At 72.2% G+C, this 13,417-nt stretch carries 13 protein-coding genes; 6 read left to right on the plus strand and 7 right to left on the minus strand.

Going from position 1 to position 13,417, the window contains the following annotated elements; genetic code table 11:
• A partial coding sequence (locus tag ACIBKY_RS20915) for a TCP-1/cpn60 chaperonin family protein (protein WP_397098438.1) occupies positions 1-435 on the plus strand: 435 nt, incomplete at its 5' end.
• 153 nt (positions 436-588) lie between these two features.
• Positions 589-882, plus strand: coding sequence for a hypothetical protein (locus tag ACIBKY_RS20920; RefSeq protein ID WP_397098440.1), 294 nt, complete (start codon positions 589-591; stop codon positions 880-882).
• On the opposite strand, the gene ACIBKY_RS20925 is transcribed toward ACIBKY_RS20920, so the two are convergent.
• Positions 778-1,302 (minus strand): GNAT family N-acetyltransferase, encoded by a 525-nt coding sequence (locus ACIBKY_RS20925; protein ID WP_397098442.1) that lies wholly within the window; start codon positions 1,300-1,302, stop codon positions 778-780. The two genes, ACIBKY_RS20920 and ACIBKY_RS20925, sit on opposite strands and share 105 nt — an antisense overlap.
• Positions 1,303-1,316: 14 nt before the next feature.
• Positions 1,317-1,910: a TetR/AcrR family transcriptional regulator gene (locus ACIBKY_RS20930; RefSeq protein WP_397098444.1), complete on the minus strand. Its 594-nt coding sequence runs from the start codon at positions 1,908-1,910 to the stop codon at positions 1,317-1,319.
• A gap of 23 nt (positions 1,911-1,933) precedes the next feature.
• On the opposite strand from ACIBKY_RS20930, the gene ACIBKY_RS20935 reads away from it, so the two are divergent.
• Positions 1,934-3,310, plus strand: a complete 1,377-nt coding sequence (locus tag ACIBKY_RS20935) for a flavin monoamine oxidase family protein (protein ID WP_397098446.1) — start codon at positions 1,934-1,936, stop codon at positions 3,308-3,310.
• Positions 3,311-3,323: 13 nt separating this feature from the next.
• Here ACIBKY_RS20935 and ACIBKY_RS20940 read toward each other — a convergent pair whose 3' ends face one another.
• The gene (locus ACIBKY_RS20940) at positions 3,324-5,414 is read right to left on the minus strand and encodes a HelD family protein (RefSeq protein WP_397098448.1); all 2,091 of its coding nucleotides are present in this window, start codon (positions 5,412-5,414) and stop codon (positions 3,324-3,326) included.
• A 102-nt stretch (positions 5,415-5,516) separates the two neighbouring features.
• Here ACIBKY_RS20940 and ACIBKY_RS20945 point away from each other — a divergent pair, with 102 nt between their 5' ends.
• On the plus strand, positions 5,517-5,849 hold the full coding sequence (locus ACIBKY_RS20945; RefSeq protein ID WP_397098450.1) for a hypothetical protein: 333 nt from the start codon (positions 5,517-5,519) through the stop codon (positions 5,847-5,849).
• Between the two features lie 179 nt (positions 5,850-6,028).
• On the opposite strand, the gene ACIBKY_RS20950 is transcribed toward ACIBKY_RS20945, so the two are convergent.
• On the minus strand, positions 6,029-7,672 hold the full coding sequence (locus tag ACIBKY_RS20950; protein ID WP_397098452.1) for a DNA repair helicase XPB: 1,644 nt from the start codon (positions 7,670-7,672) through the stop codon (positions 6,029-6,031).
• Between the two features lie 68 nt (positions 7,673-7,740).
• Positions 7,741-8,091, minus strand: coding sequence for a hypothetical protein (locus ACIBKY_RS20955; protein ID WP_397098453.1), 351 nt, complete (start codon positions 8,089-8,091; stop codon positions 7,741-7,743).
• An 80-nt stretch (positions 8,092-8,171) separates the two neighbouring features.
• Here ACIBKY_RS20955 and ACIBKY_RS20960 point away from each other — a divergent pair, with 80 nt between their 5' ends.
• Both ACIBKY_RS20960 and ACIBKY_RS20965 read left to right on the plus strand, forming a co-directional pair.
• Positions 8,172-8,672 carry a SigE family RNA polymerase sigma factor gene (locus ACIBKY_RS20960; RefSeq protein WP_397098455.1) on the plus strand — a complete coding sequence of 167 codons (501 nt, stop codon included), beginning with the start codon at positions 8,172-8,174 and terminating at the stop codon, positions 8,670-8,672.
• 3 nt (positions 8,673-8,675) lie between these two features.
• Positions 8,676-9,569: a hypothetical protein gene (locus ACIBKY_RS20965; RefSeq protein ID WP_397098457.1), complete on the plus strand. Its 894-nt coding sequence runs from the start codon at positions 8,676-8,678 to the stop codon at positions 9,567-9,569.
• Here ACIBKY_RS20965 and ACIBKY_RS20970 read toward each other — a convergent pair.
• Positions 9,566-11,029, minus strand: a complete 1,464-nt coding sequence (locus tag ACIBKY_RS20970; RefSeq protein ID WP_397098459.1) for a class I adenylate-forming enzyme family protein — start codon at positions 11,027-11,029, stop codon at positions 9,566-9,568. The two genes, ACIBKY_RS20965 and ACIBKY_RS20970, sit on opposite strands and share 4 nt — an antisense overlap.
• Positions 11,030-11,069: 40 nt before the next feature.
• Positions 11,070-13,403 (minus strand): helicase-associated domain-containing protein, encoded by a 2,334-nt coding sequence (locus ACIBKY_RS20975; RefSeq protein ID WP_397098461.1) that lies wholly within the window; start codon positions 13,401-13,403, stop codon positions 11,070-11,072.
• Positions 13,404-13,417 lie beyond the last annotated feature (14 nt).

Genomic DNA, 13,417 nt, shown 5'->3' on the forward strand with positions numbered 1-13,417 from the left:
GTGCGTAACGCGAAGGCGGCCGTCGAGGAGGGCATCGTGCCCGGCGGTGGTGTGGCGCTGCTGCAGGCCGGTACCAAGGCGTTCGACAAGCTGGAGCTGTCGGGCGATGAGGCGACCGGTGCGGCGATCGTGAAGAAGGCGCTGGAGGAGCCGCTGAAGCAGATCGCGGTCAACGCCGGTCTCGAAGGCGGCGTCGTGGTCGAGCGCGTGCGCAACCTCACCCCCGGTGAGGGCCTGAACGCGGCCAGCGGCGAGTACGTCAACATGTTCGACGCGGGCATCCTCGACCCGGCCAAGGTCACCCGCTCGGCGCTGCAGAACGCCGCCTCCATCGCGGCGCTGTTCCTGACCACCGAGGCCGTCATCGCCGAGAAGCCGGAGAAGAACCCGGCCGCCCCGGCTGGTGGCATGCCCGGCGGCGACATGGACTTCTAAGTCCAGCCATTTCGCAAAGAGGGCGTCTCCCGGTTCGGGGGCGCCCTTTTCGCGTACGCGGGGCAAGGTGCTCCGCTTCGCGCTCCTTCCTTTCGAGCTCGCGCCCACGGAAGGCGGGTGTCCGGCCTTGACCCAGGCTGAGATCCTGGAACGGTGAACGAGCCGATCAGCCAGGCACTGGTCGTCTACCTGGGCGGCGGCGCCGCCTGGCCACGTAAGGACCCGGCCGCCCTGGCGGGGGCCCTGGGCTCGGAGCAGGCGGCCGAGATGCTCCCCACCCTGGACGCACTGGCCGACGAGATGCTGCGCGTCCCGGTGGACTGGACCGGCCACACCCTCCAGTCAGGCACCGCCGCGGCCGTGGCCGAGATGCGGGCCCGCCACCCCGGTCTCACCGACGCGGCCCTCAGGCAACTGGGCAGGTACTTCGGCTACACCTGGAAGTAGGTGTTTCACCCAGCGTCCCCACTCGGGCTGACGGGTGTAGCCGGCGGCCGACCAGGCGTGGTGGGCGAGGGTGTTGTCGTGCAGGACCATGGCGTCGGCGCGGAAGGCACCGAAGGCGGCGAAGCGGGCCTCGGCGGCGGCGAGCAGCGTGGTGCCGATCCCCCTGCGGCGGTAGGACGGGTGCACGGCCAGCCGGTACAGATGGGCGCGCCAGCCGTCCCATCCGGCGATGAGGGTGCCGACCAGCTTGCCGTCCAGCTCGGCCAGCAGCAGGGACTCGGGGTCGCGGGCGATCAGGGCTCCGACCTTGGCGGGGGAGTCGTGGCGGTCGGTGCCTTCCGCGGCCTCTACCCAGAAGCCCAGGACATCCTTGATGTCTGATTTATTGCCGTTTCTTACTTTTACCCCGAATTCGGCCATGGCTCTGGAAGATATCAGGCGCGCAGGCCCGACAGCAGGGTGGCCGCGATGGCGTCAGCCTCGGCGCGGGCGGCGGCGGGGTCGCCGGCCTCCGCGACGGCCAGGGCCAGCTCGGTGATGGCGCCGAACAGGGCGCGGCCGAGCATCTCCACGGGGCGGCGGGTGAGGTAGCCCTCGTCCATCAGCGTGGTCAGCGCGTCGCGGAGCAGGCCGCCGAAGTGGCGTACGTCGAGCTCCTGCCAGCGTTCGTGGCCCAGGGCGATCGGGCCCTGCTTCAGCACGATCTCCCGGAACTCGGGCTGCCCGCAGGCGTCCAGGTAGGCGGCCAGCCCGGCCCGCGCGCGGGTGGCGGGGTCGCCGGCTGCCATCGCCGTGGTGACCGCGCGGGCGGCGGCGTCCTCCAGCTCTTCGAAGACGGCCTCGAACAGGCCCTGCTTGCCGTCGAAGTGGTGGTACAGGGCGCCGCGGGTCAGGCCGGCCTGGCGTACCAGCTCCTCTGCCGAGACGGCGGTGTAGCCGCGTTCGGCGAAGACGCGGCGGCCGACGTCGATGAGCGCCTGGCGGGTGGTCTCCGCGTAGAGCTCGCGCCGGGTCTTGACGGATGCCATGCGTCATGGATATCACATACAGCATGAATGTCAGATACAGCGTGGATGTGGCTGTCGTCGGCGCCGGGCTGGCGGGGCTGGTGGCCGCGCGGGATCTGGTGCGCGCCGGGCACGACGTGGTGGTGCTGGAAGCGCGGGAGCGGGTCGGCGGGCGTACCCTCAACGGCGAACTGCCGGGCGGCGCGGCGATCGAGCTCGGCGGGCAGTGGGTGGGGCCCGGGCAGGACCGGGTGCTCGCGCTCATCGCCGAGCTCGGGCTGACCACCTTCCCCACCCATCACCAGGGCCGGCGGGTGGCCGAGCTGGTGGGGCGGCGTGTGGAGTACACGGGGCGCGTTCCGCGGATCGGGACGCTGGCGCTGGCCGACCTCGGGCGGGCACAGCTCGCCCTGGACCGGGCGGCCCGCCGTATCCCGCTGGAGGCGCCCTGGACGGCGCCCGGCGCCCGCGAGCTCGACGCGCAGACGTTCGAGGCCTGGATGCGCGCCCGCACCCGCACCAAGGGCGGCCGGGCGATGGTCAGGCTGGTCACCGAGGCGATCTTCTCGGCCGAGCCGGAGGAGATCTCAGCCCTGTGGGCGCTGTACTACTTCGGCTCGGGCGGCGGCTTCGACGCGCTGACCGAGGTCAGGGGCGGGGCGCAACAGGACCGCGTCGCGGGCGGCTCGCAGCGCGTCGCGCTCGCCGTCGCCGCGGAACTCGGCGACCGGGTACGGCGGGCGCAACCCGTCACCGACATCGCCTGGGACGACGACCAGGTCGTGCTCCGCACCCCTGGCACCGAGACCCGCGCCAGGCGCGCGATCGTCGCGGTGCCGCCGCCGCTCGCCGGCCGGATCAGGTACAACCCCGGGCTGCCCGGCGACCGTGACCAGCTCACCCAGCGGATGCCGATGGGCCGGGTCATCAAGGTGCATCTCGTCTACGGGGACCCGTTCTGGCGCGAGGCGGGTTACTCCGGGGAGGCCAACAGCGACGTCCGCGCGCTGGGCACCGTCCTGGACAGTACCCCGAGGGAGGAAGGCGGCCCCGGGGTGCTCACGGGCTTCTTCGAGGGCGCGCACGCCGACGCGGCGGCCCGCCTGAGCGTCGCCGAGCGGCGCGGCCGGGCCGTGGACGACCTGACCGTCTACTTCGGCCCCGTGGCCCGCTACGCGATCGACTACATCGAGCTCGACTGGGCCGCGGAGGAGTGGAGCCGGGGGTGTTACGGCGCCTTCGCCGCACCCGGGACCCTGACCCGGTTCGGCCCCGCCCTGCGCACGCCCGTGGGGCCGCTGCACTGGGCGGGGACCGAGACCGCCGTCCGCTGGGCGGGCTACATGGATGGTGCCGTCGAGTCGGGTCACCGGGCCGCGGCGGAGGTCGCCAAGGCCCTGGGCGGCGACCAGGTCGCCTGAGCGGCGGGAGGGGCTAGATCGCCAGAGCGGCGGGGAGCGGCTTGTCGTGCAGGACGGTCAGCGAGGTGACCGCGCGGGTGAGCACGACGTACAGGCGGGCCAGGCCCCTGGGCTCGGCGGCGACGATGTCCGCCGGCTCGACCACGATCACGTGGTCGTACTCCAGGCCCTTGGCCAGGGTCGCGGGGATGATGAGCAGCCGGTGTTCCTGGTCGGCGGCGTCGGGGTCGAGGACGGCGTGGGCGATGCCCTCCAGCGAACCGGAGACCCGCCGCACCAGCGCGTCCGGCACGATCACGCCGATCGAGCCCTCCCTGGACAGGGCCGCGCCGACCGCCTCGGCGAGCGCGGCGCCCGGCCGGACCGACAGCGAGCCGAGCCCGGGGCGCAGCGAGCGCGGCGGGGCCAGCCCGGGGGCGATGGACGGCAGCAGGCGGGCGGCGTAGTCGAGCACCTCGCGCGGCACACGGAAGCCGAGGGTCAGCTCGGTGACCTCGCCGGAGTCCTGGCCGAGGTGCCGGAGGACGGCTTCCCACGAGGTGGTGGACCAGGGCGTGGTGCCCTGCGCGAGGTCGCCCAGGACGGTGGCCGAGCCGTTGCGGCAGCGGCGGCCGAGGGCGCGCAACTGCATCTCCGACAGGTCCTGCGCCTCGTCCACGACGAGGTGGCCGAGCGAGGAGGTGCGTTCGATGAGGTCGCCGAGCTCGTCGAGGAGCGCGGCATCGGCCGCCGACCACTTCGCGGACTTCCATCCACGGTACGGCTTCCGCCAAAGCAGCATTTCCTGCTCGTCAGGCGAGATATCGGACTTGGCGCAGGCCTTGGCCAGGAACCCGGCGTCCGACAGCAGCCTGAACAGCACCTGGGCGGGCGTCACCTTGGGCCAGACGGCGTCCACGAGCTGCTTGACCGGCTTGGACCGCGCGACCGCGTCCTGCACCCGGTCGTCGGGGGAGTCGCCGCGCTGCTCCATGCGGACGAGCACCTGGTGGGCGAGGCGCTGCGCGAGCGCCGCGCGGCCGGGGCCGTAGCGGGTGGTGCCGCGCAGGGAGGCGACGATCTCGCGCACCTCGTAGTCGGCCACGCGGAAGCGGTGGACGCCGCGGGTGTAGACGAGGCCCTCCTCCGGCTTGCTGATGTGCAGCCAGAGCGCCCGCTCCAGCACCGCTGCCATCCGGGCGTCGCCCTTGATCGCGGCGACCTCCGGCTCCTCCGGGGTGTCGTAGGCGCCCAGCAGGTCGGCGACGGTGGTCTGGTCGACCTTGACCTCGCCGAGGGCGGGAAGGACGGAGGAGATGTAGGACAGGAACGCGCGGTTCGGCCCGACGATCATGACGCCGGAGCGGGCCAGCCGCTCGCGATGGGTGAACAGCAGGTAGGCGGCCCGGTGCAGGCCCACCGCGGTCTTCCCGGTGCCGGGCGCCCCCTGCACGCACACGGTCTGGGTCAGCGCGGCACGGACGATCTCGTCCTGGTCGGGCTGGATGGTGGCGACGATGTCGCGCATCGGGCCGGTGCGCGGGCGCTCGATCTCGTCGGTGAGGATCTTCGAGGGGCCCAGCTCGCCGCCCTGGTCGAGCGGCTCGTCCTCGTAGGCGGTCAGCGCGCCGCCGTGGTAGCCGAAGCGGCGGCGCCGTACGACGTCCATGGGGTCTGACGGGCTGGCCTGGTAGAACGGGCGCGAGACCGGAGCGCGCCAGTCGATCACCAGCGCGCGGCTGGCGCCGTCGTGGACGTGCCTGCGCCCGACGTAGATGATGCCGGGCAGATCGTCGTGTTCATGGTCGTGACCGCTGCGCTCCTCGTCGGCATCGCTCCGCTCGCTCTCTCGTCGCGCGACCCTTCGCTCGGGGGCGCTCCGGTCGAGACGGCCGAAGAACAGCGGCGTGTCCGGATGGTCGGCGAGGGCCGCGACGCGCTGGTCGAGCAGCGACTGGAGGACCTGCCGCGAGACCCAGTCGCCGGCCGCGTCGGCCGACAGCGACTGCGCGTGCGCGCGCATCGCCTGCAGGGCCTTGCGGGATTCGGCCAGGTGGGACTGCTCGGCGGACAGAACGTCGGCTGGGTCGTCGGATATGTCGGGTGCCAGCTGGTGTGCGGGCATGCGAAAGCGCCCCCTGTCGGAGTGGTAACCGGTAGCGAATCGGCCAGTCTAATCGGGGAAGCGGGAGGCATCCAAAGCATTTACGCGGGGTAGAGGGAGACCGTGGCACGTGTGCGGTTCGGCGTCTCCCCGATCGTCCCCACCATCGCGAGCTTCCTGCTCGCTGCGCTGTGGGGCCTGTCGGTCTTCGCGGGCTGGGGGACCGCGGCCTTCTGCGCGAACGGCGACGCCACGCAGTGCGGCCAGCGCCTGGACGCCGTCGCGGGATTGTCCGGGTTGTTCGCGATGCTCGCGGCGATCTGCACGGCCGCCGCCTGGATCCTGCCCGCCGCCAGGAAGGACCAGCGGACCTTCAACCTGTACATGGGCTCGGCCGTGGCCGCATGGGTGGTCGCCGAGGGTGTGCTCTTCCTGGGCGGCCTTCTCGTTGGCTAACTAAATCGCCAAAAATTCGGGCATTTCAGGTGGGAATGGGGGATCATCGGGTATGTCGCAGCTGGCGTGAAGTAGGCGACAGCGCGCAGGTGAGGGGGGTGGTTCGATTGTCGACGGCCCGCGGAGTTTCGTGGACCTGAGGTTTTGGGCAAGGCCCGGCTGCCGGAGCGGCCGGGCCTTCATACCTCCAGGACGTCGTCGGCGTCGATGATCTGGTACGCGTAGCCCTGCTCGGCCAGGAACCGCTGGCGGTGCGCCGCGAACTCCTGGTCGACGGTGTCCCGGCTGACCACGGTGTAGAAGCGGGCGCCGCCCCCGTCGGCCTTGGGCCGCAGCACGCGGCCGAGCCGCTGCGCCTCCTCCTGCCGCGAGCCGAACGTGCCCGACACCTGGATGGCGATCGCCGCCTCCGGCAGGTCGATGGAGAAGTTTGCCACCTTGGAGACCACGAGGACCTGGATCTCCTTGTCGCGGAAGGCCTGGTAGAGGCGCTCGCGCTCCTTCACCCGGGTCTCGCCCTTGATGACCGGCGCGTTGAGGTGCTCGCCCAGCTCGTCGAGCTGGTCGATGTACTGGCCGATGACCAGCACCTGCTCGCCCAGATGCTTCCTGACCAGCGCCTCGGTGACGGTCGTCTTGGACGGCGTGGTGGCGGCGAAGCGGTATTTCTCGTCGGACTCGGCCATCGCGTAGGCCAGCCGTTCCTCGTCGGAGAGCGTGACCCGGACCTCGACGCAGTCGGCGGGCGCGATCCAGCCCTGGTTCTCCATCTCCTTCCAGGGCGCGTCATAACGCTTGGGCCCGATGAGGGAGAACACGTCGCCCTCGCGGCCGTCCTCGCGCACCAGCGTCGCGGTCAGCCCCACGCGGCGGCGGGCCTGCAGGTCGGCGGTCATGCGGAAGATGGGCGCGGGCAGCAGGTGCACCTCGTCGTAGACGATCAGGCCCCAGTCGCGCGCGTCGAACAGCTCCAGGTGGGCGTAGACGCCCTTCCGCTTGGTCGTCATCACCTGGTAGGTGGCGATGGTGACGGGGCGGATCTCCTTCTTGGTGCCGGAGTACTCGCCGATCTCGTTCTCGGTCAGCGACGTGCGCTTGATCAGCTCGGTCTTCCACTGGTGGGCGCTGACCGTGTTGGTGACCAGGATCAGCGTGGTCGCCTGGGCCTGGGCCATCGCGGCCGCCCCGACGATCGTCTTGCCGGCGCCGCAGGGCAGCACGACCACCCCGGAGCCGCCGTGCCAGAAGGCCTCGGCCGCGTCCTTCTGGTAGGTGCGCAGTGACCAGCCGTCCTCCAGCAGCGAGATCGGGTGCGCCTCGCCGTCGACGTAGCCCGCGAGGTCCTCGGCCGGCCAGCCCAGCTTGAGCAGCGCCTGCTTCACGTTGCCGCGGTCGCTCGGGTGCACCACGACCGAGTCGGCGCCCAAGCGTTCGCCCAGCATCGGCTGGATCTTCGTCGAGCGCAGCACCTCTTCGAGCACGGCCCGGTCGGTCGAGGTCAGGACCAGGCCGTTGACCGGGTCCTTCTCCAGCCGGAGCCGGCCGTAGCGAGCCATGGTCTCGGCGACGTCGACCAGCAGCGCGTGGGGGACCGGGTAGCGGCTGTGGCTGATGAGCGCGTCGATGACCTGCTCGGCGTCGTGACCGGCGGCCCGCGCGTTCCACAGCGCCAGCGGCGTGACGCGGTAGGTGTGCACGTGCTCGGGCGCGCGCTCCAGCTCGGCGAACGGCGCGATGGCCTTGCGACACGCGTCCGCGTTGGCGTGGTCGACCTCGAGCAGCAGCGTCTTGTCGGATTGGACGATGAGCGGGCCGTCGTTCACTGGTCCCCCTTCGATGGCTACCGCCTATCCAACACAAAGAAGCGGCGGAACAGTCCCCGAACTGGGAATCAGTCGTTGTCGTCCAGGTATCCGGCGAAGCCCAGGAACAGGAAGCCGCCGATCGTCACCAGGAATCCCGCGCCGAACAGGACCCACGCCCAGACCAGCTTGCTCCGGGCGTTCTCCGGCTCGGTGTCCACCTTGCTCAGGCCCAGGCCGGCCATGACGGCGCCGGCGATGGCCACGAAGTTGCAGCAGGCGACGATCGAGATGAGGTTGAGGACGAGCGCGACGATGGCGTTGGTACGCAGGCCGTCGTTGCGCGGCTGATGGGGCGGCGGGTAACCGGGTCCGTACCCGTAGCCGGGAGGTGGCTGTTCGCCGTATGGCGCGCCGTACGGCTGATAGGGATCGCTCATAGCACTCCAGATTTATCACGATGTCGCCATAGATCTGGTCCCTTGGACGCATCTAGAGAGGCGAGACATGAGGAGGGCAGGTGCATCCGGATGATCGCCGAGGCTTCACCCAGTTCGTCGCAGCACGCTCCGACAGCCTGATCCGGCTGGCCTACGTGCTCACCGGCGACCAGCACTCCGCCGAGGACCTCCTGCAGACGGCGCTGATCAAGACGGCCGGCCGGTGGCGCGGCATCCGCGGCGACCCGGAGGCGTACGTCCGCCGGGTGATGTACCGCGAACAGGTGAGCGTCTGGCGCAGCGCGCGCTGGGGACGCGAGCGCGTGGTCGAGAAGCCGCCGGAACGCGCGAGCGGCGACGCCACCGCCGAGGTGGACGAACGGCTCGCGCTGGAGCACGCCTTACGGCAACTGCCGCCGCGCAAGCGCGTGGTCCTGGTGCTGCGCTACTTCGAGGACCTGCCCGAGTCGGAGGTCGCGCGGATCATGGGCTGCTCGGTGGGCACCGTGCGCAGCCAGTCGCACCAGGCCGTCAAGCGCCTGCGGGCCCTCGTCGGCGACCGTGTCAACCAGGAGGCCTGAACGATGGCAGTGGACGAACGCACGATCGGCGAGGGCCTGCGCCGCATGGCCGGGCGGGCGGAGCCGGTGGACGGGGAGATGGTGGCCGCCCTGGTGCTGCGCTCGGCGGGGCGGCGGCGCCGTACCGGATGGGCGGTGGGGGTCGCCGGGACGGCGGCGGCGCTCGCCTTCGGCGCGGTGGCGGTGACGAACCTCCCCGATCCGGGCGACCGGACGGCCGCCGAGGTCGACCCGACCTTCACCGGGCTGACCCTGCCGCCCACACCGCCCCTGCCCACGGCGCCGCCGATCGAGGGGCTGCCGGCCAACACGCCCGAGCAGTTCCGCCAGGTGCGCGACTGCATGCCGCAGGGCGGGCCCGTGCACGGCATGGACGGCGAGCGGCGCATCCCGCACCACGGGGTCGCCGAGGACTTCAGGCTGCTGGCCGAGTCGCGCGACAAGCTGGGCGTGACCCAGCTCATGGGCAGCAGGAAGGGGCTGGTGCTGTGCACGCCGGGCGTGCTCGACGTCAGCTACCCCGAGCGGCCGATCTTCACCTACTGGGGGCGTGAGGAGCCGGGGAGCCTGGCCTTCGACGGGCCGCTGTCGGTGGACGTCCACGACACGCAGACGCAGTCGGAGGTGAATCCGGGCACGGACGGCGACCCGTTCTTCATGGTGGTGGCCGGGCGGGCGGCCCAGCAGGTACGCCGGGTCGAGATCGCCTGGGCCAGCGGGCAGCGGATGGAGGCGAGCCTCACCGGCGGCTTCTTCATCGCCAGGACGCGGGTTGCGGCAAAGGGGTTCAAGCTCCCGAAGGTGGACGTCACGGCCTACGACGCCGACGGGAAGGTGCTCGCCGAGCGGAAAGGGCTGGAGAACCTGTTCGCCGGCGCCCTCGACGTGGACGACTAGAGCCTGGTCCGCAGCTCCTTCCGGTCGATCTTGAGCACGCTGGTGACCGGGATCGTGTCGACGAAGTGCACCTCGCGCGGGTACTTCACCCGGCCGACCCGGTCGCGTACCCACGCGATGAGCTCCTCCTCCGCGATCTCGGCGCCGGGACGGAGCTGGACGAACGCGACGACCTCCTCGCCGTGGCGCGGGTCGGGGCGGCCGACCACCCCGGACATGACCACGTCCGGGTGCCGGTTGAGCGTGTCCTCGACGTCGCGCGGGAAGACGTTGAAGCCGCCGCGGATGATGAGGTCCTTCTTACGGTCCACGACGTAGAGGTAGCCGTCGTCGTCGAGGCAGCCGATGTCGCCGGTACGCAGTTCGCCGTCCACGATCGGGGAGCTGAGGCCGCCCCAGTAGCCGAGCATCAGCGACGTGCCGCGGATGCAGATCTCGCCGATGTCGCCGGGCTCGATGGATTCGCCGGAGTTGTCGCGGATGGTGAGCGTGTAGCCGGGCAGTGGCAGGCCCACGCTGCCGATCCGGCGCCTGCCCGGCGGGTTGAAGGTGGTGACCGCGCTGGTCTCGGTCATGCCGTAGCCCTCCAGGATCTGCGTGCCCGGCATCCGGCGCTCGAACTCCACCAGCGTCTCGCGCCCGAGCGGCGCCGCGCCGCAGGTGAGGAAGGCCAGGTCGGGCAGCGGGTGCTCCTCGAGCGGCTCGGCCAGCAGCATCTGGATCATCGAGGGCACGACGGTGCCGAACTGGGCGCGCTGCCCGGCGGCCAGGGCCAGGAACGGCTTGGGCTCGAACCAGCGCATCAGCACGGCCTGCTGCGGCTCCTCGGCGTGCATCTCGGCGACGGTGATGATCAGGCCGTAGGCGTGCGAGAGCGGGACGGGCACGATCGCGCGGTTGAGCCCCTCCTGGTGGGACATGGCGAACGCGTCCTTGGCGACCTGCCACAGGCCGCGATGGCTGAGCTTGACGCCCTTGGCCCGCCCGGTGGTGCCGCCCGTGTACATCAGCGCCGCGAGATCCCCGGCGTCCACGGTGACGGGGCCATGCTCGGGGGCCTCCTCAAGCTCCCCGGTGTCCAGGAAGACCCGCACTTCATCCGGTACGGCCAGCCGTACCGTCTCCACCAGCTCCGGCGACGTCACCACCGCCACGGCGCCGCTGTCGGCCAGGATGTGGCGCAGCTCCTCCGGGCCCACCAGGAACACGATCGGCGTGACCACCGCGCCGGCCGCCCATAACGCCTGGTAGACGATGGCGACGTCGGGACTGGTCGCCATCATCACGGCCACGCGGTCGCCGGGCCGTACCCCCGCGGCCACGAACCCGCCGCAGACCCGCCTGGCCCGCGCGGCGAGCGTGTGACGGCGGTGCCACGCACCGTCGTAGAACACCGAGTCGTAGTCGCCGAAGCGCTCCCACGACTCCTCTGCCAGCCTGCCCAGCGTCTGCTCGGTCACAGGATCAAGCTGATGCGGTCAACGGCCGGTAGTCAAGTCTTCATTGCAGGCCGGCGACTCCGGTGATGCGGTGGAGGGCGAAGCGGTGGACGGCGGCGCGGGTCTCGTCGTAGGCGGTCAGGTAGCCGCCCTCCATCCTGGCCGGCTCCAGGATGCGGGAGGTGGCGTTGCCCTGGGAGTCGAGGTAGCCGATCCACACGCGTACGCCCTGGCGGATGGCCTCCTGCAGCGCGGAGATCGTCGCGGTGGCCGGGCCGCGCGGCACCTGGCCGTCGGGCGCCTCCACGGGGTCGCGGCGGGCCAGGTGGGCGGCGTCGCCGGCCCGCAGCGCGCGTACGGCCGCCGCCGCCACCCCGGAATCCAGCCCCGTCGCCGAGGCCACCGAGCGGACCGGCGCGAGGCCCTCGGTACGACGGCTGTCGAGCTGGCTGATGATGACGTCGCCGTCCAGCGACTCGGCGACCGGCGCGTACCCCATGGCGCGCAGCGAGTCGACCAGCACCGCCCGCGAGGAGCGGGAGGCGATCACGGTGGGCGCGAGCCTGCGCAGCCTGAGCTGGGCGGCGCGGCGGTCGGCGGTGATCTGGTCGAGCAGGGCCGGGTCGTCGCAGCGGATGTACGCGCTCGCGGTGCCGACGCGCATGCGGCCGTGGCGGCGGGCGACGTCGGCCACCAGGTAGGACAGGGCCTGCGGCACCGGCGTGGCCGAGTGGCGGGCCAGCATGGCGAGCAGTTCCTCGGCACCGTGGCCGGCGTCGAGCGCGCGGCGGACGGAGGACTCGGCGAAGCGGTAGACGGTCGCGCCGCCCTTGGACTCGATGTCGGCGGTCAGCGTCATCCAGCGGTTGAGCTCGCTGGTCAGCGGGCCCGGCGCGACGGCGGTCAGGTCGGCCTGCAGCAGCACGTGGTCGACCGGCTCCGGCAGCAGCGGCTCCAGGACGGCGGCGGCGTCCAGGCCGTCGCGTAGTGCCCTGGCGTGCCCGGACAGTACGCCGAGCCCGGTGACGCCCACCTGCTCGGCCTCGCGCAGCGCGAACTCCATGAGCTGCTCGCGCAGCGCCCCCCGGCGTCTCGGCTGCTCCCAGGCCAGCCGTTCCGCGATGGACTCGCGCGTCGGCGCGAGCCCCGAGGCTGCCGCCAGCACGCCCAAGGTCGCGGCCCGCACGCCGGGCGCGGCCGAGCGGCGCAGGTCGGTGTGCAGCGCGTTGAGCGGCCGGTCGCGCTCGTCACGCTCGCCGACCAGACCCGGTACACGATCCATCTGCAGCCACGTCGTGGCCAGCACCACCCAGCGGGCGGCGGTCGGCTTGACCCGCCACAGGTCGTAGCCGGTCGTGGGCAGCCACTCGCCGTCCACGGCGCCGCCGGCGGCGATCAGCCCGGCCGCGTGGGTCACCTCGACGACCAGCGCCGCCGCCCACTCGGGCAGGTCGAGGTCGGTGGCGGCGCGCTTGAGGTCGCGCACGCCCAGCCCGCCGGTGCGCAGCACGCCCGGCGGGTCGACGCTCCACCGCTCGCACAGCTCCTCCACCGAGCGCACGAACGCGAACGCCTGCCCGGCGGCGGTCCGGTCGGCCATCTTCTGGTCGCGCTCGGAGCCCTCCAGCGCGGGCGCGGTGGCCCGCAGGTCGCGGTGGACGCGCCCGTCGCGCAGGTACAGGCCGACCTCCCGGGGGAGCGTCACGCTCTCCTCGCCGGTGGCGGCCAGCAGGGCGCGGGCCAGCAACTGCTCGATGGGCGAGCGGGCCGACTCGACGCGTACCTCGCGCCGGGCGTTGGGCACCCGGCCGGTGGGCGGGCCCCAGGCCAGTTGCTCCAGCGCCGCCTGCGCCTCGCCGGAGACGTCCTCGATCAGCTTGCCGGGCTCGGCGAGGGCGGCGGCCAGGCGTTCCTTGCCGGTGCCCGCGGTGCCGGGCGCGATCTCGTCGGCCATGTCCGCGAGCTGCTCGGGCGGATGGTGACGGAACGCCTCGGCCGCCGGTGGCCCCAGCCCCGCGGGGTCGTCGAGCACCTTGCGCACGCCGGGCGCCAGGTCGAGCGCGCTGTCCGGGCCGTAGACGAGCGCGAGCTCGCGCAGCCGTTCGAGCGCGGCGGAAAGCTCGGGCTCGGGCTTGCCCTCCGCCAGCGCCCGGCCGACCACGGCGCGCAGGCGCGCCTTCGAGATCGGCTTCTCCTGAACGGCCAGCGTCTCGACGACCGCCAGCGTGAACCGGTCGAGCCGGTCGAGAACCCTGCCGATCGCCGAGGGACTGCCCGCCCGTGAGGCGAGGCCTTCCAGATGGGCGGGCACCGGGGTGATCAGCTCGGGGCGCGCCGAGACGAGCGCCCTCAGCTGTTCGTCGGTGCGCCCCCTGATCCACTCCGTGAACTCCATCGATGCCATGGTAT

The sequence above is a fragment of the Nonomuraea sp. NPDC050394 genome (genome assembly GCF_044459065.1).
Classification (GTDB): domain Bacteria; phylum Actinomycetota; class Actinomycetes; order Streptosporangiales; family Streptosporangiaceae; genus Nonomuraea.